A 20,572-nucleotide genomic window follows, 5' to 3' on the forward strand; every position below is an offset into this window, starting at 1 on the left:
ATGACCGAGGACGAGAAGAAATGTATGGCTCATCCAGTATTATAAGGAAGATAAAATTGATTTGCATCATATAAAACCTATAGTATATGGAGTAAGTTCTCAGCTGGTAAATTAAATAGTTATTAAAGAGAGGTGAGATTAAAATGGCAAATATTAAAACTGTATTAGATAAATTAAAAAGTCAATTAGATGAGAACTTAACTAGACTTCATCCTAGAGGGTTATTAGACAGAGACGATAAAAATATTCTACGAGAAGAATGTATTTTTAAAGAGCCTGCAACAGAAGGCGAGATTAATTCTTTAGAAATAGAATTAGGTATAACTATTCCTTATGATTATAGAGAATTTTTATTACATCATAATGGCATGACATTGTTTAGTACATATCTTGTTGAATATAAATTTTATGGCTTGGACGAAATTCGTGAGAATTTCTTAATTGTACAAGAAGATCGCGAAGAAGATGATCTTGAACCAACAAAAGATTATCCTATCGGCCAATTCCCGGATGCTGGATATATAATAATGGACGCGCGTAAGCTTAAAAAGCATTCTTCGCAAGGTGCAATTTATGTAGGACATATAATGCCCGAGGCGACAGAAGAATCGTTTGTAACTTTTGTTGAGAATGTTATAGAAAACACTGGAGAATTTTTCTGGTAAGAGTCTATATCAATAACATTCCTGCAGTGTTCCCAGTTCCTTATAGAACGTGAAGTTATATGATGAACTGGGAACAAGATGATAATCTGAAATCAAAAATAGCTTTTAAATTACTATGAAAGTATTTTTACTTTGGGAGGAAATGATAACATGAAAATAATATTGAGCTTCCAACCACGTGTATTTCCAGCGTTATGTAGTGGGCTAAAACAATTTGAGTATAGAAGGCAATTTCCAAATGGAAAAATAGAAGCGTATATTTATCTAAGTAGCCCAGTGAAGTCTATTGTAGGAAAGATAATTTTTTCTGAAAAAGAAAAAATCAATGATTTACTATTAGATGATAAGATTACAAGTGAATGGAAAACTGTTGGTAGATTAAAACTTCATCAAGAAGAGGGAGCTAAATATGTTATTCCAATTGAAAAAATTGAAATTTTTAATAAGTTTGTTTCATTAGATGACGCACGAAAAATAGAACCGAATTTTTTTGCTCCTCAAACTTATTGTTATCTTCGTAAAGTACCTACCTTGGATAATTATTTAGAGCAACTAGAAACTAAGGAGTTAGTCAGTATTAAGGAATATTCAAGAGAAAATTTCTTAGGTCTATTATGTAACGAAATCTATGAAAGACCCGATTTCATAGATAAAAGTGAAGAGATATTAGGGAGTAAGGTAAAGAGATAACAAGATAACAAGTTATTTCAAAGCTGAATTAATGGTTTTATCATTTTTTTATAGTTTTTCAAAAAGAATTGTCAAAACCCTAGACGCAAATAGGTTTTATGGGTAAAATAGTATTAGGTCAAATGAAATGATATTAATTCTCAAAATAAGTAATATAAAATATAGTAGTATTTTGAAAAATTACTTAGTGATTATTTATGGGTATTTTTCATTTACTACATTAGTTTTACACTATTAGTACAGTGTTAAATGTAAATAAAGGAATGATAAAATGGTATTAAATGAAGAAGTAGATTACCTAGAGCGTTTAATGAAAACGATTGAAAATAATCTAGATGCATTTGAAGGACATATCGATCATATGCAAAAAAAATTAGATGAAATAAAAAAGCAAGATAACATATATGATGTACAACATTTGCAACTTAAAACTGCTATTTAGCCAAATTACTGAAGCGAAAACAAATGCTTCTTTTTTTATTTGAAAAAGATATATGCTTCCTTTCTAATAAATAGCGGTCAAATAATCGCTCCTATTTTGCCTCTTACTGTATGAAAAAACTTCCTAAAATAGTCACTTTTTTTCGGTTAATTTGAATGGAATTATGAAATAATATAGCTGGAGGCGATTGCTATGAGAAATATTGAAAAGATCAAAGACACCCATAAATGTTTTAATTGTGGTCGTGTATTTGAATGGAAAGGTGTATATTTTAACCCACCCATCACTTCTGAAACAGTAAGTGCTTCAAGAGAAATGGCTGGTAACGTCGCAAAAATTACTTTTACTGACAAGGACGCAATTGAAGTAGAAGTTGCATGTGATGAATGCTATAATTTGAATCGATTTGAATATTTAAAGTAATACATAAGTAAGCCGTATGTGAATTCAGCATACGGCTTTTATGATAACGTTTTTAGGGTGCAATGATGTTGTTTCCTAAAAAATACGGGAAATTTTGATAATAGCGTATAATCCTTTACACTATACATAATGTCAATTGATAAAAAGTTTATGGAAAGATAATTTGAAAGAGGGTTTTAGATTGGCTAGAGGTATTTATATTCATATTCCATTTTGCCATCAGATTTGCAACTATTGCGATTTCAACAAGGTATTTTTCAAAAATCAGCCAGTCGATGAATATATAGAATCGTTAGGTGAAGAACTGCGACTATGGGCAGCAGAAAGTGATTTTCAAAGCATTGAAACAGTATTTTTAGGTGGAGGGACACCAACATCATTATCACCTACACAATTGAAAAGATTATTGACCTTAATCCATATGTATATACCAATGGAACATGTCACAGAATTTACATCAGAAGCAAATCCGGACGAACTAACTAAAGAAAAGCTAGAAGTGCTCTATAATGGCGGTGTCAATCGGTTAAGTTTAGGTGTACAAGCCTTCCAAGAAGACTTATTAAGAAAACTAGGAAGAACCCATTCAAATAAACATGTTTTTCAAACAATTGAAGAAGCTAAGAAAATAGGTTTCAAAAATATTAGTATCGACCTGATGTATGGATTACCTGGTCAAACAATGGAGCAATGGAAAGAAACTTTAGATATAGCATTTTCACTTTGGTTGCCACATTACTCAGCGTATTCATTGATCGTGGAGCCCAAAACTATTTTTTATAATCTCATGGCAAAAAGAAAATTACGATTACCAGGCGAAGACTTAGAAGCTGAAATGTATGATGTATTAATGCAACAAATGGAACAGCATGGCCTTCATCAATATGAAATTAGTAATTTTAGTAAAGAGGGTTATTCTTCTCTTCATAATCGTATTTATTGGGATAATGATGAATACGTTGGGCTTGGTGCCGGAGCGCATGGGTATAGTAAAGGAATCCGTTATTCAAATCATGGTCCACTAAAAAAATATATGGAAGCTATTGCAAACGGGGATAAGCCGATTCATGAAACACATACTGAAACAAAGCAAGAACGTATTGAAGAAGAGTTGTTTTTAGGTTTACGCAAAACAGAAGGCGTAAGCAAAAAACATTTCTTTACCAAATTTAATTGCACAATAGAAAGTATTTATGAAAAACAGATACAGGAGCTATTGAAAACAGAACTCATTGCTATCGAAGGAGACTATATAAAACTAACCCGTAAAGGACGTTTTGTTGGAAATGAAGTATTTGAAGAATTTTTGCTATAAACCTATGCATTTCCGTTGACATCATAATATAGAGGTGATAAATTAATAATTGTATTAGCACTCCTCTATCGTGAGTGCTAACAACGAGAGGTGATGATCATGCTAACAAATCGACAGTTGCAAATTTTGCAAGTAATCATAGATGACTTCATAGCGACAGCACAGCCAGTAGGGTCTCGCCAAATTGCGAAGAAAGATGGGATGACCTTTAGTGCAGCTACCATTCGAAATGAGATGGCTGATTTAGAGGATCTAGGTTATTTGGAAAAAACGCATACTTCTTCCGGGCGAGTACCTTCAGAAAAAGGCTATAGATTTTATGTAGATCATTTGTTAAAGCCTCAAGTTATTACTACTCAAGATATCAAAACCATCCAATCTTTGTTTCAAGATCGGATGATGGAAACGGAACAGGTGATTCGTAAATCTGCAGCTATTTTATCGGATTTGACGACATATACTTCCATTATTTTGGGTCCAGATGTTCAGCTTCATAAAGTAAAACAATTTTCAATTGTTCCTTTAACAGCTGACTCAGCCGTGGCTATTATTGTTACTGACAATGGTCATGTTGAAAACCGCTTGATTTCAATACCGAAGAATTTCTCACCTTCGGATATTGAAAAAGTCGTGAACATTTTAAATGATCGACTTGTCGGTGTTCCGCTTGAGCAGCTTCATAATAAGCTTGAGCAAGAGGCAGCGGCAGTGATTAAACAACATATAGGCACTTATGATGGCCTGCTATCGTCAATCTTTGATATTAACAACTATCAAGGAGAAGGTAAAATATACTATGGTGGAAAGACGAACATGCTTAACCAGCCAGAATTCCATGACTTAAATAAAGTCCGAATGTTAATGGAACTAATGGAGAAGACAAGTCAAATTCAAACGATTTTCCCATTAGATGAACAAGGTATTCATATTCGAATAGGCTCTGAGAATAATCACTTAGCTATGGAAGGTTGTAGTGTTATTACTGCGTCTTATTTAATTGGTACAGAGCAAAAAGGATCTATTGCTATCATCGGTCCTACACGGATGGATTACAAAAGAGTAGTTTCAATATTGGATTTTATGTCAAATGAGATTACGAAAAGAATCCGGTAACGATCGACATTAGAGGAGGATGACAATTGTCTCAGACAAGAGAAGAAAAAGAACAATTAGTTGAAAATGAAGAAAAGTCAACTGTAGAAAGTTCTGATGAAACTTCATTAGATGAAACAGTAGAAAACGAAGAAACAACTACTGAAGAAACAACGGAAGAAAATGTATCCCAAGAACAACCAGATGAACTAGCGCTGTTAAAAGAAAAGCTAGCACAAGAAGAAGAGCGTTATATACGTCTACGCGCCGATTTCGACAATTTAAAACGTCGTAACCAAATTGACCGTGTAGCACAAGAAAAGTATCGTGCTCAAAATTTATTAACTGATTTATTACCAGTGCTAGATAATTTTGAACGTGCGTTACAAGTAGAGGCAACAACGGAAGATGCCAAATCGATGAAACAAGGAATCGAAATGGTTTACCGTTCATTAATAGAAGCTACAAAAAAAGAAGGCTTAGAACCAGTTGCAACAGAAAATGCACAATTTGATCCGAATATTCATCATGCAGTAATGCAAGAAAAAGATGACTCAAAAGAATCAGGAATTGTGTTACAAGAATTGCAAAAAGGTTATATGCTAAAAGATCGTGTACTCCGACCAGCAATGGTTAAAGTTAATGAATAAATCACATCATAATTTGATGAATAGAAATCTAGGAGGAAATTCAAATGAGTAAAATTATTGGTATTGACTTAGGTACAACTAACTCTTGCGTATCTGTATTAGAAGGTGGCGAACCTGTAGTAATCGCAAACAAAGAAGGCGCTCGTACAACTCCATCAGTTGTAGCATTCAAAAATGGTGAACGCCAAGTTGGTGAAGTAGCTAAACGTCAATCAATTACAAACCCAAATACTATTATCTCTATTAAACGTCACATGGGTACTGACTATAAAGTTAAAGTTGAAGATAAAGAATACACTCCTCAAGAAGTTTCAGCAATGATTCTTACACACTTAAAAGAATACGCTGAAGATTATCTAGGTGAAAAAGTATCAAAAGCAGTTATCACTGTTCCTGCTTACTTCAATGATGCTCAACGTCAAGCTACTAAAGATGCTGGTAAAATTGCTGGACTTGAAGTTGAACGTATTATTAACGAACCAACAGCTGCAGCACTAGCATATGGTTTAGAAAAAATGGATCAAGATCAAAAAGTTTTAGTATTTGACCTTGGTGGCGGTACTTTCGACGTATCAATCCTTGAACTTGGTGATGGTGTATTCGAAGTATTAGCTACTGCTGGTGATAACCGTCTTGGTGGCGATGACTTTGACCAAAAAATCATTGACTATTTAGTAGCAGAATTCAAAAAAGAAAACGGTATTGATTTATCACAAGATAAAATGGCTCTACAACGTTTAAAAGATGCAGCTGAAAAAGCGAAAAAAGAATTATCTGGTGTAACAACTACACAAATTTCACTTCCATTCATCACTGCTGGTGAAGCTGGTCCATTACACTTAGAAGTATCTCTATCACGTGCTAAATTTAACGAAATTACTTCAGATTTAGTAGAACGTACAATGGTTCCAACTCGTCAAGCATTATCAGATGCTAACCTTTCTGCTTCAGATATTGACCAAGTAATTCTTGTTGGTGGTTCAACTCGTATTCCTGCAGTTCAAGAAGCAGTTAAAAAAGCAACAGGTAAAGAACCTCATAAAGGTGTAAACCCTGATGAAGTAGTAGCAATGGGTGCTGCTGTTCAAGGTGGTGTACTAACTGGTGATGTTAAAGATGTAGTACTTCTTGACGTAACTCCATTATCACTTGGTATTGAAACAATGGGTGGTGTGTTCACAAAATTAATCGATCGTAACACAACAATCCCAACATCTAAATCTCAAGTATTCTCAACAGCTGCTGATAACCAACCTGCAGTAGACATTCACGTATTACAAGGTGAACGTTCAATGGCTGCTGATAACAAAACTTTAGGTCGCTTCCAATTAACTGATATTCCACCAGCTCCACGTGGTGTACCTCAAATCGAAGTAACATTCGATATTGATAAAAATGGTATCGTTAATGTAAAAGCAAAAGATCTAGGTACACAAAAAGAACAAAATATTACTATCCAATCTGATTCAGGTCTATCAGAAGAAGACATCGAACGTATGGTTAAAGAAGCAGAAGCAAATGCTGAAGCTGATAAAAAACGTAAAGAAGAAGTAGATCTTAAAAACGAAGCAGATCAATTAGTCTTCCAAGTAGACAAAACAATCACTGACCTAGGAGATCAAATTACTGAAGATGAAAAGAAATCAGTAACTGATGCAAAAGAAGAATTACAAAAAGCTCTTGAAGCTGGTGAAATCGAAACAATTAAATCAGCTAAAGAAAAATTAGAAGGCGTTCTTCAACCATTAGTGATGAAAGTTTACCAAAAAGCTGCAGAAGCTCAACAAGCTCAAGCAGGTGCTGAAGGCCAAGCAACAGATAAAAAAGACGATGGTGTAGTTGACGCAGACTTCACAGAAGTAAACGACAAATAAGAGTGCTGAAAGCCTGACTATTCATCGTAATAAAGAAATATTGAAAAGCCAAAGACCGCTCTCGGGCTTTGGCTTTTTAAATTAAAGTTCTTCTAGAAAAATCGAATATGAGAAAATAAAAGATACTCGCAAAATATTACTTTTGCCATATTATCGATACATGATACAATAATAATTATGTGAATAGAGCGGAGTGTGGAAGATGGAAAAACGCGATTACTACGAAGTCTTAGGTATTGCAAAAACAGCATCTAAAGATGAAATTAAAAAAGCATATCGTAAACTATCAAAAAAATACCATCCTGATTTAAACAAGGAACCAGGGGCAGAAGAAAAATTCAAAGAAATTGCAGAAGCCTATGAAGTATTGAGTGATGATCAAAAACGTGCTCGATATGATCAATTTGGACATCAAGATCCAAATCAAGGCTTCGGAGGTTTCGGAGGCTTTAGTGGTTCTGAAGGCTTTGGAGGCTTTGAAGATATCTTTAGTTCATTCTTTGGTGGTGGCGGAAGAACTCGCCGCGATCCGAATGCACCACGTAAAGGCGACGATCTTCAATACCGAATGACAATTAGCTTTGAAGAAGCTGTCTTTGGTAAAGAAAAAGAAATTGAAATTCCTCGAGAAGAAACTTGTGAAACTTGTCATGGTACTGGTGCTAAACCAGGAACTTCAAAAGAAACATGTTCATACTGTAATGGATCTGGTCAAACATCAGAAACAGTTAACACACCATTTGGTCAAATGGTTAACCGTCGCACATGTAGCCACTGTCAAGGTACAGGTCAAATCATTAAAGATAAATGTTCAACATGTCATGGTGCAGGTACTGTTAAAAAACGTAAGAAGATTAAAGTCAACATTCCAGCAGGTGTGGATGACGGCCAACAATTACGTTTAAGTGGTCAAGGTGAAGCAGGTATAAACGGTGGTCCAGCAGGGGATTTATACATTGTGTTCCATGTCCGAGCTAGCGATAAATTTGAACGTGATGGTGATGATATCTATTTAGAATTACCAATCACATTCCCTCAAGCTGCCCTTGGTGATGAAATTGAAGTGCCGACAATCAATGGCAAAGTGAAAATGAAAATACCTGCAGGTACACAATCAGGTGATCGTTTCCGTTTGAAAGGTAAGGGTGTCAAAAACGTTCATGGTTATGGTACAGGTGACCAACATGTCATTGTTCAAATTAAAACTCCGAAAAAACTTACGGAAAAACAAAAAGAATTACTACGTGAGTTCGCTAATGTTTCAGGTGATATTCCTGAGGAACAAAGTAGCTCATTAATTGATAAGTTAAAGAAAAAATTTAAAGGTGAATAATTAGAGGAGTGATTGTAAGTGAAATGGTCGGAATTATCCATCCATACTACAAATGAAGCTGTTGAACCTATCTCAAATATATTGCATGAGGCCGGTGCAAGTGGAGTTGTAATTGAAGATTCAGAAGATCTTATCAAAGTTCATGAAAATGAATTTGGTGAAATATATGATTTAGATCCATCCGATTTCCCAGTAGATGGAGTAATTATAAAGGCGTACTTACCTGTCACAAGCTTTTTAGGAGAAACAGTAGAAGAAATCAAACTTGCAATCACTAATCTGATTAATTTTGATATTAATATAGGTGCCAATGAAGTTTCTATTAGTGAAGTGAACGAAGAAGAATGGGCAACTGCTTGGAAGAAATATTACCACCCAGTGAAAATCTCCAATCGCTTTACAATCGTTCCGACATGGGAAATGTATGAACCGGTTGATAGTGATGAACTAATCATTGAATTAGATCCCGGAATGGCATTTGGTACAGGGACTCATCCTACTACAGTTATGAGTTTGCAAGCACTTGAAAAATATATTACAAAAGATTCTACAGTTATTGATGTAGGGACTGGCTCTGGTGTGTTAGCAATTGGAGCAGCTATGTTAGGTGCAAAACATATTCATGCACTTGACTTGGATGAAGTAGCTGTGAAATCCGCTAAATTAAATGTTAAGCTAAACAAAGTTCAAGACCATATTGATGTAGTACAAGGGAATTTATTGAATACGGTAAAAGAACCTGCTGAAATTGTTGTCGCGAACATATTAGCGGAAATTATTATGACTTTTACTGATGATGCATATACGGTTGTTAAACCAGGTGGATATTTCATCACATCAGGTATTATCGAAGCAAAAAAAGAAGATGTGAAAGCATCTCTTGAAAAAGCGGGCTTTTTGATTGAAGAGGTTATGATGATGGAAGACTGGGTTACAATTGTTTCACGCAAAGCTGAAATTTAATGGAGTGTACTTATGCAAAGATATTTTATCAACGAATCATTTGACAATGAATTAGCCATCATCGTCGGGGATGACGCTCACCATATAACGAAAGTCATGCGAATGCGTGCTGGCGATGAAATTATCGTCGTACATAATGGTGAAGCAACCATTTGTGAAATTGCAAATCTAACTGAAGAAGGAGTGCATGTGAAAAAAACAACACGTACACTCCGTTCTCCAGAACTTCCGATTCATGTAACGATTGCTTGTGGTTTACCTAAAGGTGATAAGCTAGATTTAATTGTTCAAAAGTCAACAGAGCTTGGAATGTACTCTTTTATACCTTTTGAGGCGGAACGCTCAATTGTAAAATGGGATTATAAAAAAGGCAAAAAGAAACAAGAACGTTTGCAAAAGATTGCAAAAGAAGCAGCTGAACAATCGCATCGTACACATATTCCGACAATTGAAGAACCTATTAGTTTTAAAAAACTTTTACAAGAAGTAGAAAACTATGATGTAGTCTTTCTTGCGGATGAAGAAGATGCGAAACAAGAAGTACGTACGAGATTTGCCGAACAACTAAAAAAGGTGTATGATTATAAATCAATGCTTGTTATCTTCGGTCCAGAAGGTGGAATTGCCCGCGAAGAGGCACAAGCTCTACAACAATTAGGATGTCAGTGCATATCACTAGGACCTAGAATATTACGAGCAGAAACAGCACCTTTCTATGTGCTTTCTGCTATTTCTTATGAATTTGAATGAAAGAGGTGAGCAGCCTTGTCTTCAGTGGCTTTTCACACACTTGGATGTAAAGTGAATCACTATGAAACAGAAGCAATTTGGCAACTGTTCAAAGATGAAGGTTATGAACGTAAAGAATTTGATCATCAAGCGGATGTATATGTGATTAATACATGTACAGTTACGAATACAGGGGACAAAAAAAGTCGTCAAGTCATTCGCCGTGCGATACGTCAAAATCCAGATGCAGTAATTTGTGTAACAGGATGCTATGCACAAACTTCACCTGCAGAGATTATGGCTATTCCAGGTGTTGATATAGTAGTCGGAACACAAGACCGTACGAAAATGCTTGGATATATTGAACAATACAAGCAAGAACGACAACCTATCAATGCAGTAAAAAATATTATGAAAAACAGAGTATATGAAGAATTGGATGTACCTTATTTCACTGACCGTACACGCGCTTCTTTGAAAATTCAAGAAGGGTGCAATAACTTCTGTACTTTCTGTATTATCCCATGGGCACGCGGTTTAATGCGTTCTCGTGATCCAAAAGAAGTTGTACGTCAAGCACAACAACTTGTGGATGCTGGCTATTTAGAAATCGTTTTAACAGGTATCCATACAGGTGGTTATGGACAAGACTTAAAAGACTATAATTTGGCACAACTTCTACGAGATATTGAAGCAAATGTTAAAGGTTTAAAACGTCTACGAATCAGTTCAATTGAAGCAAGTCAATTAACAGATGAAGTAATTGAAGTGTTACGTGATTCTAAAATTGTTGTCAATCATTTACACATTCCTATCCAATCTGGTTCTGACACAGTTTTAAAACGGATGCGTCGTAAATACACGATGGAATTTTTCGGAGAACGTTTAGATCGCTTACGTGAAGTATTACCAGACTTAGCTGTAACTTCAGACGTCATTGTAGGTTTCCCTGGTGAAACTGAAGAAGAATTTATGGAAACTTATAACTTCATCGCAAAACATAAATTTGCAGAACTTCATGTATTCCCATTCTCAAAACGTACAGGTACTCCTGCTGCTCGAATGGAAGACCAAGTTGATGAAGAAGTTAAAAATGAACGTGTACATCGTTTGTTAACTTTAAATGATCAATTAGCTAAAGAATACGCTTCAAAATTTGAAGGTGAAGTTCTTGAAATCATTCCAGAAGAAGTGATTAAAGAAGGCGAAGAAGCTGGATTAGTGACTGGTTATACTCCGAACTATTTGAAAATTGTATTTGAAGGCACTGAAGATATGATTGGTAAACTAGTCAAAGTCAAAATTGACAAGGCAGGATATCCACATTCACATGCACAATTCGTTCGCGTATTGGACACTGTTGAAGCCTAATTTTAGAATATGTCAAAAAGCCTAGCGACCAAAGCTGGGCTTTTTTGTTATAGTTATATTATTGAATGTAGAAAAATGAATTGAGGCGATGCAGATGAAAAAGTTGGCACTTATATTAATCATTATGACACTCGTTGTCTCAAGTGCTGTGTTAATCGTCAATCATCAAACAGACCAAGGATTATTAAAAAATAGTAATCGTAATTATATGAATTCAACTGTTTCTACAAAGCCATCGAAAGATTTAACCAAGGGAACAACAAAAGAAGCACCAAAAGTTAACATAAAAGAGAAAAAGCAAGTACGACCCAAAAAGGTTAAAAAGGATATTGTGGTTACCATTGATCCAGGTCATCAAGAAAAAGCAAATTTGGGACAAGAACCTGTTGCACCAAAATCTAAAATGACCAAATTTAAAGCGACTGTCGGTTCAAGAGGTGCCATAACAAAAAAGAGTGAGTATGCGATTACTTTAGATGCTTCTAAAATGCTGCAAAAAAAACTACAGAAAAAGGGTTATAAAGTTTTTTTAACTCGGTATACAAATGAAGTAGACTTATCGAATATTGAGCGCGCTAAAATCGCAAACAAACGTCAGTCATCGTTATTCATCAGAATACATGCTGATGGTGCGGAAAATCCAAATGTACATGGGTTCTCAATCATAGCCCCCGGAAAGGATAATCCTTACACGAAGAAAGTATTCCGAGAGAGTAAAATAGCTGCTCAAACCATTGTTAAACAAGTAGAAAAGGATTTTGTACTCTACCAAAATGGCCTTATTTATCGTAGCGATTTGGCAGGATTTAATTGGTCTAAAGTACCCGTTATTCTTGTAGAGTTAGGTTATATCTCTAATCCACAAGAAGACAGAAATCTATCTAACAGCCATTATCTTGATAAGTTATCGACATCAATTTCTGATGGTGTTAGTGAATATTTAGATAAAACAAAGTAAAAGCTAGTGCACAAAAGACAAGAACGTTCTTCTTATTGTGCACTTTTTCTTTTTATTGTTTTCAGAACTATCGGAATATATCAAGGGCAATCTATACTTGGAAAATCATTTATTTATATTTGTTTTAATGGAAAGGATATAGCTATTCATGTTAGACTTGAGATGTACGTACATCTTAGTTATTAAAGGAGTTTTACAAAATGACAAAAAATTATGCTTCATATATTGATCACACATTATTAAAACCAGAAGCAACTGAAGAACAAATTAAAAAGATCTGTGCAGAAGCAAAAGAATATGGTTTTGCTTCAGTTTGTGTAAACCCCACTTGGGTTAGCTTAGCTGCATCAGAGCTAAAAGATGCAACATCTAAAGTTTGTACAGTAATTGGATTCCCATTAGGAGCTTCTACAAGCGCAACAAAAGCATTTGAAACAAAAGATGCAATCGCAAATGGCGCAGAAGAAATTGATATGGTGATTAATATTGGTGCATTAAAAAGCGAACAGTATGATGTAGTGGAAAATGATATTAAAGCTGTTGTTGAAGCTGCAAACGGTACTTTAGTGAAAGTTATTATCGAAACATGCCTTCTTTCAGATGAAGAAAAGATCAAAGCATGTGAATTATCTGTTAAAGCAGGAGCTGATTTTGTTAAAACTTCAACTGGATTTTCAACAGCAGGCGCTAAAGCAGAAGATGTTGCATTAATGCGTAAAACTGTTGGCCCTGAAATTGGAGTTAAAGCATCAGGCGGTGTTAGAAGTTTAGAAGACTTAGAATCTATGGTAGCAGCAGGAGCTACTCGTATCGGTGCAAGTTCTGGAGTTAAAATTATAAAAGGACAAATTTCAAAAACAGACTATTAATTCGCCCAATAGTATTGACCTAAGCCTAGATATACGTTATAATTCTTTAGTACACAACGTTATTATGTAAATAAGTAATGTTGCTGTTTTGACGTGTGTTCGGAGGGAGGGAAAAAGAGATGACAAAAACTGTCGTTAGAAAAAACGAATCGCTTGAAGATGCTCTTCGCCGCTTCAAACGTACTGTTTCTAAAAGTGGTACTATTCAAGAGGTAAGAAAACGCGAATTTTATGAAAAACCTAGCGTAAAACGCAAAAAGAAATCAGAAGCTGCACGTAAACGTAAGTGGTAATATCCATTCCTAGACAATCCCTACGTTCTAAACACGCACTATCATGATTTATTAAACTCGCAAATAATCTAAGCCGGGAAATCTTAATTGGTTTCTCGGCTTATTTATTTTTCAACAGTCTTATTACATAATTCCTTTAGCTATTCAAAAATTTGAATAGCATACTAAATGTTTTTACAAGCCTTACCAAATGTATTGTGGTTTAATAGAAGTAACGAAATTATTATGCGAAGGTGATTCCATGCATTATTTATGGACAGCTTTACAACTGATAGGAATAGGATTGCTGATCTATTTCGTTAGTGGGCGTCTTATTGGGACAAAGCTTAATTTTATCAAAAAGGTATTATCAGCTACGCTAAGCGTTGTATTTACGACATTTGTTTATTGGTACTCGTATTTGCGTCATACAGATTTTCCGAAAGAAGATATGATTCAAGAAGTCACAAATATCAGTACACTTGTTTGGATTGGAAGTATGTTGTTAATCGCCATGTTGTTTTACTTAATCCTAGAATTATTTGATCCGATTAAATTAGGAGAGCGAGGAGAACGATTAACAGGAAACCGAAATATAATAACTAGATTACGCGGTAGTTGGAGAAGACAAAGACGCCTTTCTCAAGTTTTCAGAATTGCCTTTCGACAAGGTATTGGACGGACTTTAAGCTATAAAAGGACATATGAAAATGACCGTTTTCTTGCGAGTATCTTACGAAAAACATTAGAAGATTGCGGTGGAATCTTTATCAAGTTTGGTCAAGTATTATCAACTCGAAAAGATATCCTTCCCTCTGCATATATTTTAGAATTATCAAAATTACAGCAATTTGTTAAACCAATGACAACAGAGCAAATACATGAACAATTATCAGAAAATCTATCACAACCTTTAGAGGATATTTTTAAATATTTTGATGACGAACCACTAGCAGCAGGTTCAATTGGTCAAGTACATAGAGCGCAGTTAAAAGCTAATGGTGATGAAGTGATAGTAAAAATATTACGCCCAGAAGTAGTATCAGTTATGAATCAAGATTTAGATATTCTTCTGCATTTTGCGAATTGGCTTTCAGAAGAATCTTCTTGGGCTGAAAATCTTGGCATATTTCAACTAGCAAAAGGTTTTGCTGATAATCTTCGTGAAGAGATTAATTTTGAAATTGAAGCTAGAAATATGGAACAAATAACAAATTCATTAGGCAAAAACAAAAAGATTGTAAAAATTCCTAAAATTTATAAAGAGTATAGTAATCGAATGATTTTAGTTATAGAGTTCATACAAGGGGTAAGTATAAAAGATAGCGCATTACTACTTAAACAACATAAAATTGAAGAGAAAGAATTATTGCGCTCCATTTACTTTACATTCTTACATCAGTTGCTCGTAGCGGGCGTTTTCCATGCAGATCCACACCCTGGGAATATTTATGTACTTGAGGAAACTGGTCAAGCTTGTTTCTTAGATTTTGGTGCTGTAGGAAGAATTGGACCGATACAACAACAAGGCTTACGCACGATGTTTATCGGTATTGAGCGGAATGATCCTAAAGTAGTACTTGAAGGAGTAAAGAAATTAGTTCAAGATGATAAAATCAATCATGAGGAAAATCTTTTACAAGCGAATTTCTGCAGAAGAACTTGTTCAATCTCTTTTTACCATTATGCAGAAGCATGAGTTACGTCTATATCCAATGGTAGGTGTAGCATTACGAGCGCTAATTACTTTGGAGGGGACGTTGAATTTTTTAGATACAGATTTCGATTTGTTTTCCGAAGCAAAACTATTTACTTCAGACAACAAAAGCAAATTCCTACCTGTTTCAAATATTAGAGAAACAAAAGCTCTGTTAGAACAAGAATTGATCATGTTATTACCTTCTTTAAGAGATTTACCAAGACGATTTGAAAATATGGCAGAGACCATAGAAAAAGGCAAAGTAACCGTTAAGTTAGATGTTTTTTCGGAGAAAGCCAGTAGCACATTTGTCAACCAATGGCTATCCTATTTTATGTTGTTAATCGTCGGTATAACAATTGGCATTATTTCCGTATCTTTATTGGCCATTTCACAATTCATCAATTCGGCTTCTGCCATTTATCTAAATACGGCTTCGTTCTTGGGGTTATTCTTAAGTTTAATAATTCTTGTACGGTTGTCCATTCATGCTATTAGAAATTCTAAAAAGGCATAAATGAAACTTATTGTGGATTTATCCGTATACTATAATGATAGGTTTTTAGACGGAGGAGGGGTAAATGTAAAGGAGAATGCAGAAAACAAAAATATTGATTATTGCAATGTTCTTAGTGTTTTATGTTTCTAGTCCAAGTTATGCCAGTGACAACTTAACAACTCATACGACAGATGGCATGTTACTGTGGATGACGCATCCTTTTGTTGTAGCCATTTTACTTTGTATAGCTAGTATCGGTATTGTCTTTCAGTTATTTCAACCACATTTTGGATTTGGCGGTATTATAAGCATCTTGGCGCTATTAATTTTTTACGTAATTCATATGATTACAGGATTTGCAACTTGGCAAAGTATATTTATACTGGTATTTGGTATTATTTTATTATTACTGGAGCTGATCTTGCCTGGTGGTATTGTAGGAATCATAGGGTTTGTTGCAATTATTATTAGTTTGTTGAGTTCAGGAGCAGATACGACGCATATGGCATATGCAATATTGACTGCTTTAATTATGGCAGTTTTAGGAATGGTGATTATGATGAAGTTTTTTGGTAAAAAACTGAATATGCTAAACAAAATGGTTTTAAAGGATTCAACGGATACTGAAAAAGGATATATATCCAATAAGAGTCGTACAGATTTGTTAGGATTGGAAGCGATTACGACAACACCTCTTCGTCCCTCTGGCACAGCGATGTTAGGAGATGAGCGCATTGATGTCGTATCAGAAGGTGGCTATATTGAAGCTCATAAAAAAGTCACTATTATTAAAGTAGAAGGCGTTCGTATAGTCGTACGAGAGTCTCATAAAGTATAGGAGGAGAACAATGACAGCATTAAGTGGTAGTTTCATCGTTACAATTATCGGAATTGTTGTTGCTTTTTTAGCGCTAGTAATTCTATTTACTTTTGTGCCAGTAGCATTATGGATTTCAGCATTAGCTGCAGGTGTTAAAATTAGTATTTTCACATTAATAGGGATGCGTTTACGTCGGGTTATCCCATCAAGAATTGTTAATCCTTTGATCAAAGCACATAAAGCAGGCTTACCTGTTACTATTAACCAATTAGAAAGTCACTATTTAGCAGGTGGTAATGTCGATCGAGTAGTAAATGCATTAATAGCAGCTCACCGTGCGAATATTTCTCTAACATTTGAACGTTGTGCAGCAATCGATTTAGCAGGGCGTGATGTTTTAGAGGCAGTACAAATGTCTGTTAACCCTAAAGTTATCGAAACACCATTTATCGCTGGTGTTGCGATGAATGGTATTGAAGTGAAAGCAAAAGCACGTATAACTGTTCGTGCAAATATTGACCGTTTAGTCGGTGGGGCCGGTGAAGAAACAATCGTTGCCCGTGTAGGTGAAGGGATTGTCAGTACGATTGGTAGTTCACAAAGCCATACGGATGTACTTGAAAATCCAGACTCCATTTCACAAACTGTATTATCAAAAGGATTAGACTCAGGTACAGCATTTGAAATTCTTTCCATCGATATTGCGGATGTTGATATCGGCAAGAACATTGGGGCAGAACTTCAAATTGAACAATCCCAAGCAGATAAAAATATTGCACAGGCAAAAGCCGAAGAACGTCGTGCAATGGCAGTTGCTTCTGAACAAGAGATGATTGCAAAGGTACAAGAAATGAAAGCAAAAGTAGTTGAAGCAGAAGCAGAAGTTCCTATGGCGATGGCAGAAGCTTTACGCACAGGTAATATCGGTATTATGGATTATATGAATTACAAAAACATTCAAGCTGATACAGGAATGCGTGATTCAATTGGTAAAATGAATCAAAATGGACATGACGCTAACAACACTAAGGAACAATAACTTAAACGAAGAAAGGAGGGTGTAACTTGGAAGCGATTATTTTACTCGTCATCTCTTCACTTATAGGCTATTTCTTAAAAAACAAAGAAGAGCAATCCAACACGCCTCCACCTGTTAATCGTAGAGTCCAACGCTCTGAGCCAAAGAAAATAGAGCAAACAATGCGTAGAAAGCTTACTGAAGCTTCAAAGAACGTTATACAAGAGGTAGAAAAGAAGATTCCACAGCCTGATGAGTTGAGAAAACAGGCAAATGAAATGATTCAGAAACAAGAGAGAAATATTGAAAAAAATGTTTTTGAACATTTGAATCACACTTCTTATGACCGTTCTGAAATGCTTCAAAATGTTACAAAAAAGCAAGTTGCAAAAGATGATAATAATCAAACAAACAACAGCTTTAAATTTCCTCAAACCCCAAATGAGTTAGCTCAAGCAATGGTTATGGCTGAAATTTTAGGCCCGCCTAAATCGAAAAGATAACATGCCCTCCTCTCTTTAAGCATATGCTAAAAAGAGAGGAGGTTTTTTATGTCGAAAAGGCTATTTCAAGTAATGCCTCTGGTCGAAATTGAAAACTTCCAGCATATGCGAATCAGAGGAGATTTATTGCTTGAGACAATTGCAGATAACCATATGATTTTTATACATGAAGATTATCGTATAAAAATTGAAGCAGATTCATTTCATGTAAAGCTTCTTCGAGATGAGCTTTTAGCACTTGACATGGAAAACTTAAAAAAAATTGAGCTAACCAGAATAGAGGATTAGGAAGTATGAAAAAAAGTCGAGAATATCGTATTGTTCGCATTCGTATTAAACGAACGAAAAGAGTCCCAGCTTTTTTAACTGCCTTAACAAAAAATAATATTGTCTTACGTCATCTTATCACTACAGAAAATGAAGTATCATTCCATACAACTAGAAAAAATTTACGTATAATTAGGAAACTACGGTATCAATATGGTATTACATTCCGCATTGAATCATTAGATGATGACCACGTTTTAAGAAAAGAATGGATTGTCTATGCCGGTTTACTGATATTATTCGCAATTCCTTTTTTCTTTTCACAGTGGATATGGCAAGTTTCAGTTGAAAATGCTACACCTGAACAGACGGATGAATTATTTGAAACATTACATGAAATGCATCTTGCAGGACCATTTCTGAAAAGGGATAAACCTGATGACACTATAATTAGGCAGAATATATTGACAAAGCATCGTGATTTATCTTGGGTACACATCCATCGCAGAGGGAGCAGAATAATATTTGAACCTCTGGCTGCACCTATTATTGAAAATGAAGTCATTAATGACCCTATTAAAGGAAATTTAATTGCTAAAAAAAATGGTGTTGTTACTCATTTTAATTTATCGAAAGGTGAACGAGTAGTAGAAGAAAATGATGCTGTAAAAAATGGACAATTATTAGTAACTGGAATTTTAAAACGTGGTGAAAAGGATATCATTTATGGAGCAGAAGGTGAAGTTTATGCTGATTATTGGATAGAATCAGAGTTTTCGTTACCCAAGGAGATTACTTATCAAACCATGGGGGAAAAAACATATCATTTCCGTTGGGCAAATGAAAAAAAGACTGAAAAAGAATGGAAAGTTGCAAACCTTCCAAAATGGTTTTCAATGATTGGGGAAGTTTATATACAACAAGAATTGATTAAAAAGAAGGTGACAATCGATGAAAAATCAGTGGAGGATTTTGTGATACCACTATTGCATCAAAAGTATTTAGAAAAATTACCCCGTAAAACAGTCGTTAAACAAGAAAAACTTTTGAATGTTACAATTGATAATGATACAGTAAAGGGGAAAGTATTGTTTTTAGTAAATGAAAATATTGCGATTAAACAAGCGATTAACCAAGGAGATTGAGCATGACAGAACAACAACCTATTCAATTACAAATGCAAGATCCAAACGAAGCAGTCATGCTTCTGGGCATATCTGATGCCAATTTAAAATTAATCGAAGAAGCTTTCCAAATTCAGATGATTACCCGCGGTGATTCAATTGTCATTGTTGGAGAAGAAGAAAATAAACAACACGCAAGTCAATTAGTACAGCAATTATTAAAAGTTATTCGTAAAGGTATTAACATTAATCAGCGCGATGTTGTCTCTGCACTTGAGATGTCTAAAACAGGAACGATTGAATATTTTGCGGAGCTCTATGATGAAGTTATTGCGCGGAATACAAAAGGAAAAGCTATACGAGCAAAAACAATAGGTCAAAGACAGTATATTCAAGCAATTCGCCATAAGGATCTAGTATTTTGTATTGGGCCAGCAGGAACAGGGAAGACATACTTAGCTGTTGTGATGGCAGTTCAAGCTTTAAAAAATAGTCAAGTAAAACGAATAATCTTGACAAGACCAGCTGTAGAAGCCGGTGAAAGTTTAGGCTTTTTACCAGGAGATTTAAAAGAAAAAGTTGACCCATATTTAAGACCGTTATATGATGCGTTACATGATGTATTAGGCGCAGAACAAACAGGACGTATGATTGAACGTGGAACAATTGAAATCGCACCACTCGCGTACATGCGTGGAAGAACATTGGATGATGCTTTTGTCATTCTCGATGAAGCACAAAATACAACGGAAGCACAGATGAAAATGTTCTTAACACGATTAGGATTTGGATCTAAAATGGTGATTACTGGTGATGAAACACAAATTGACTTACCACATGGAGCAAAATCAGGTCTAATTAGTGCAGAAAAAACGTTGCGCCACGTTAAAAATATTGAATTCAGAATTTTAGAACAAGGTGATGTTGTCCGACATCCGCTTGTTGCAAAAATAATTCAAGCATACGAACAACAAAAATAGCATGAAATCAGAGGTG

Annotated in this window: 23 protein-coding genes; all 23 read left to right on the forward strand. The window is 35.1% G+C overall.

What is annotated here, in order from left to right:
- Positions 1–143 precede the first annotated feature (143 nt).
- The 23 genes from Q0977_RS04345 (at position 144) to Q0977_RS04455 (ending at position 20,556) form a co-directional block, all read left to right on the forward strand.
- The gene (locus tag Q0977_RS04345) at positions 144–665 is read left to right on the forward strand and encodes an SMI1/KNR4 family protein (protein WP_119414806.1); all 522 of its coding nucleotides are present in this window, start codon (positions 144–146) and stop codon (positions 663–665) included.
- 150 nt (positions 666–815) lie between these two features.
- Positions 816–1,355, forward strand: coding sequence for a hypothetical protein (locus Q0977_RS04350; RefSeq protein ID WP_299510909.1), 540 nt, complete (start codon positions 816–818; stop codon positions 1,353–1,355).
- A gap of 310 nt (positions 1,356–1,665) precedes the next feature.
- Positions 1,666–1,797, forward strand: a complete 132-nt coding sequence (locus Q0977_RS04355) for a hypothetical protein (RefSeq protein WP_299510911.1) — start codon at positions 1,666–1,668, stop codon at positions 1,795–1,797.
- A 192-nt stretch (positions 1,798–1,989) separates the two neighbouring features.
- The gene (locus Q0977_RS04360; protein ID WP_299510913.1) at positions 1,990–2,220 is read left to right on the forward strand and encodes a hypothetical protein; all 231 of its coding nucleotides are present in this window, start codon (positions 1,990–1,992) and stop codon (positions 2,218–2,220) included.
- A 181-nt stretch (positions 2,221–2,401) separates the two neighbouring features.
- Positions 2,402–3,535: a radical SAM family heme chaperone HemW gene (gene hemW / locus Q0977_RS04365; RefSeq protein WP_299510915.1), complete on the forward strand. Its 1,134-nt coding sequence runs from the start codon at positions 2,402–2,404 to the stop codon at positions 3,533–3,535.
- Positions 3,536–3,634: 99 nt separating this feature from the next.
- On the forward strand, positions 3,635–4,648 hold the full coding sequence (gene hrcA / locus Q0977_RS04370) for a heat-inducible transcriptional repressor HrcA (protein ID WP_119414810.1): 1,014 nt from the start codon (positions 3,635–3,637) through the stop codon (positions 4,646–4,648).
- Between the two features lie 26 nt (positions 4,649–4,674).
- On the forward strand, positions 4,675–5,277 hold the full coding sequence (gene grpE, locus Q0977_RS04375; RefSeq protein ID WP_124217194.1) for a nucleotide exchange factor GrpE: 603 nt from the start codon (positions 4,675–4,677) through the stop codon (positions 5,275–5,277).
- A gap of 44 nt (positions 5,278–5,321) precedes the next feature.
- The gene (gene dnaK / locus Q0977_RS04380; RefSeq protein ID WP_119414812.1) at positions 5,322–7,151 is read left to right on the forward strand and encodes a molecular chaperone DnaK; all 1,830 of its coding nucleotides are present in this window, start codon (positions 5,322–5,324) and stop codon (positions 7,149–7,151) included.
- A gap of 202 nt (positions 7,152–7,353) precedes the next feature.
- Positions 7,354–8,484, forward strand: coding sequence for a molecular chaperone DnaJ (gene dnaJ, locus Q0977_RS04385; RefSeq protein ID WP_119414813.1), 1,131 nt, complete (start codon positions 7,354–7,356; stop codon positions 8,482–8,484).
- An 18-nt stretch (positions 8,485–8,502) separates the two neighbouring features.
- The gene (gene prmA, locus Q0977_RS04390; RefSeq protein ID WP_119414814.1) at positions 8,503–9,447 is read left to right on the forward strand and encodes a 50S ribosomal protein L11 methyltransferase; all 945 of its coding nucleotides are present in this window, start codon (positions 8,503–8,505) and stop codon (positions 9,445–9,447) included.
- Positions 9,448–9,459: 12 nt separating this feature from the next.
- On the forward strand, positions 9,460–10,197 hold the full coding sequence (locus Q0977_RS04395) for a 16S rRNA (uracil(1498)-N(3))-methyltransferase (protein ID WP_119414815.1): 738 nt from the start codon (positions 9,460–9,462) through the stop codon (positions 10,195–10,197).
- A gap of 15 nt (positions 10,198–10,212) precedes the next feature.
- Positions 10,213–11,547 (forward strand): tRNA (N(6)-L-threonylcarbamoyladenosine(37)-C(2))-methylthiotransferase MtaB, encoded by a 1,335-nt coding sequence (gene mtaB, locus Q0977_RS04400; RefSeq protein ID WP_119414816.1) that lies wholly within the window; start codon positions 10,213–10,215, stop codon positions 11,545–11,547.
- 94 nt (positions 11,548–11,641) lie between these two features.
- Positions 11,642–12,505, forward strand: coding sequence for an N-acetylmuramoyl-L-alanine amidase (locus tag Q0977_RS04405; protein WP_158582314.1), 864 nt, complete (start codon positions 11,642–11,644; stop codon positions 12,503–12,505).
- Positions 12,506–12,705: 200 nt separating this feature from the next.
- Positions 12,706–13,374, forward strand: a complete 669-nt coding sequence (deoC, locus tag Q0977_RS04410; RefSeq protein WP_119414818.1) for a deoxyribose-phosphate aldolase — start codon at positions 12,706–12,708, stop codon at positions 13,372–13,374.
- Between the two features lie 119 nt (positions 13,375–13,493).
- The gene (gene rpsU / locus Q0977_RS04415) at positions 13,494–13,667 is read left to right on the forward strand and encodes a 30S ribosomal protein S21 (RefSeq protein ID WP_010287987.1); all 174 of its coding nucleotides are present in this window, start codon (positions 13,494–13,496) and stop codon (positions 13,665–13,667) included.
- A 241-nt stretch (positions 13,668–13,908) separates the two neighbouring features.
- Positions 13,909–15,345 (forward strand): AarF/ABC1/UbiB kinase family protein, encoded by a 1,437-nt coding sequence (locus Q0977_RS04420; protein WP_299510931.1) that lies wholly within the window; start codon positions 13,909–13,911, stop codon positions 15,343–15,345.
- 61 nt (positions 15,346–15,406) lie between these two features.
- A complete protein-coding gene (locus tag Q0977_RS04425) occupies positions 15,407–15,862 on the forward strand; it encodes a hypothetical protein (RefSeq protein WP_299510933.1) in 456 nt (151 codons plus the stop codon).
- A gap of 76 nt (positions 15,863–15,938) precedes the next feature.
- On the forward strand, positions 15,939–16,682 hold the full coding sequence (locus Q0977_RS04430; RefSeq protein WP_119414820.1) for an NfeD family protein: 744 nt from the start codon (positions 15,939–15,941) through the stop codon (positions 16,680–16,682).
- A 10-nt stretch (positions 16,683–16,692) separates the two neighbouring features.
- Positions 16,693–17,703: a flotillin-like protein FloA gene (gene floA, locus Q0977_RS04435; RefSeq protein ID WP_119414821.1), complete on the forward strand. Its 1,011-nt coding sequence runs from the start codon at positions 16,693–16,695 to the stop codon at positions 17,701–17,703.
- Positions 17,704–17,729: 26 nt separating this feature from the next.
- A complete protein-coding gene (locus Q0977_RS04440; RefSeq protein ID WP_119414822.1) occupies positions 17,730–18,185 on the forward strand; it encodes a hypothetical protein in 456 nt (151 codons plus the stop codon).
- 48 nt (positions 18,186–18,233) lie between these two features.
- Complete coding sequence (locus Q0977_RS04445) at positions 18,234–18,473, forward strand: hypothetical protein (protein WP_119414823.1); 240 nt, start codon at positions 18,234–18,236, stop codon at positions 18,471–18,473.
- Between the two features lie 5 nt (positions 18,474–18,478).
- Positions 18,479–19,597 (forward strand): sporulation protein YqfD, encoded by a 1,119-nt coding sequence (locus tag Q0977_RS04450; RefSeq protein WP_119414824.1) that lies wholly within the window; start codon positions 18,479–18,481, stop codon positions 19,595–19,597.
- Between the two features lie 2 nt (positions 19,598–19,599).
- On the forward strand, positions 19,600–20,556 hold the full coding sequence (locus Q0977_RS04455) for a PhoH family protein (RefSeq protein WP_119414825.1): 957 nt from the start codon (positions 19,600–19,602) through the stop codon (positions 20,554–20,556).
- Positions 20,557–20,572: the final 16 nt, after the last annotated feature.

It is taken from the genome of uncultured Rummeliibacillus sp., assembly GCF_934216135.1.
GTDB lineage: Bacteria > Bacillota > Bacilli > Bacillales_A > Planococcaceae > Rummeliibacillus.

Coding starts and splice junctions, on each gene's coding strand:
- Q0977_RS04345 (WP_119414806.1), top strand. CDS start 144: ATGGCAAATATTAAAACTGTATTAGATAAATTAAAAAGTCAATTAGAT.
- Q0977_RS04350 (WP_299510909.1), top strand. CDS start 816: ATGAAAATAATATTGAGCTTCCAACCACGTGTATTTCCAGCGTTATGT.
- Q0977_RS04355 (WP_299510911.1), top strand. CDS start 1,666: ATGAAAACGATTGAAAATAATCTAGATGCATTTGAAGGACATATCGAT.
- Q0977_RS04360 (WP_299510913.1), top strand. CDS start 1,990: ATGAGAAATATTGAAAAGATCAAAGACACCCATAAATGTTTTAATTGT.
- hrcA (WP_119414810.1), top strand. CDS start 3,635: ATGCTAACAAATCGACAGTTGCAAATTTTGCAAGTAATCATAGATGAC.
- dnaK (WP_119414812.1), top strand. CDS start 5,322: ATGAGTAAAATTATTGGTATTGACTTAGGTACAACTAACTCTTGCGTA.
- dnaJ (WP_119414813.1), top strand. CDS start 7,354: ATGGAAAAACGCGATTACTACGAAGTCTTAGGTATTGCAAAAACAGCA.
- Q0977_RS04395 (WP_119414815.1), top strand. CDS start 9,460: ATGCAAAGATATTTTATCAACGAATCATTTGACAATGAATTAGCCATC.
- Q0977_RS04405 (WP_158582314.1), top strand. CDS start 11,642: ATGAAAAAGTTGGCACTTATATTAATCATTATGACACTCGTTGTCTCA.
- deoC (WP_119414818.1), top strand. CDS start 12,706: ATGACAAAAAATTATGCTTCATATATTGATCACACATTATTAAAACCA.
- rpsU (WP_010287987.1), top strand. CDS start 13,494: ATGACAAAAACTGTCGTTAGAAAAAACGAATCGCTTGAAGATGCTCTT.
- Q0977_RS04420 (WP_299510931.1), top strand. CDS start 13,909: ATGCATTATTTATGGACAGCTTTACAACTGATAGGAATAGGATTGCTG.
- Q0977_RS04430 (WP_119414820.1), top strand. CDS start 15,939: ATGCAGAAAACAAAAATATTGATTATTGCAATGTTCTTAGTGTTTTAT.
- floA (WP_119414821.1), top strand. CDS start 16,693: ATGACAGCATTAAGTGGTAGTTTCATCGTTACAATTATCGGAATTGTT.
- Q0977_RS04445 (WP_119414823.1), top strand. CDS start 18,234: ATGTCGAAAAGGCTATTTCAAGTAATGCCTCTGGTCGAAATTGAAAAC.
- Q0977_RS04450 (WP_119414824.1), top strand. CDS start 18,479: ATGAAAAAAAGTCGAGAATATCGTATTGTTCGCATTCGTATTAAACGA.
- Q0977_RS04455 (WP_119414825.1), top strand. CDS start 19,600: ATGACAGAACAACAACCTATTCAATTACAAATGCAAGATCCAAACGAA.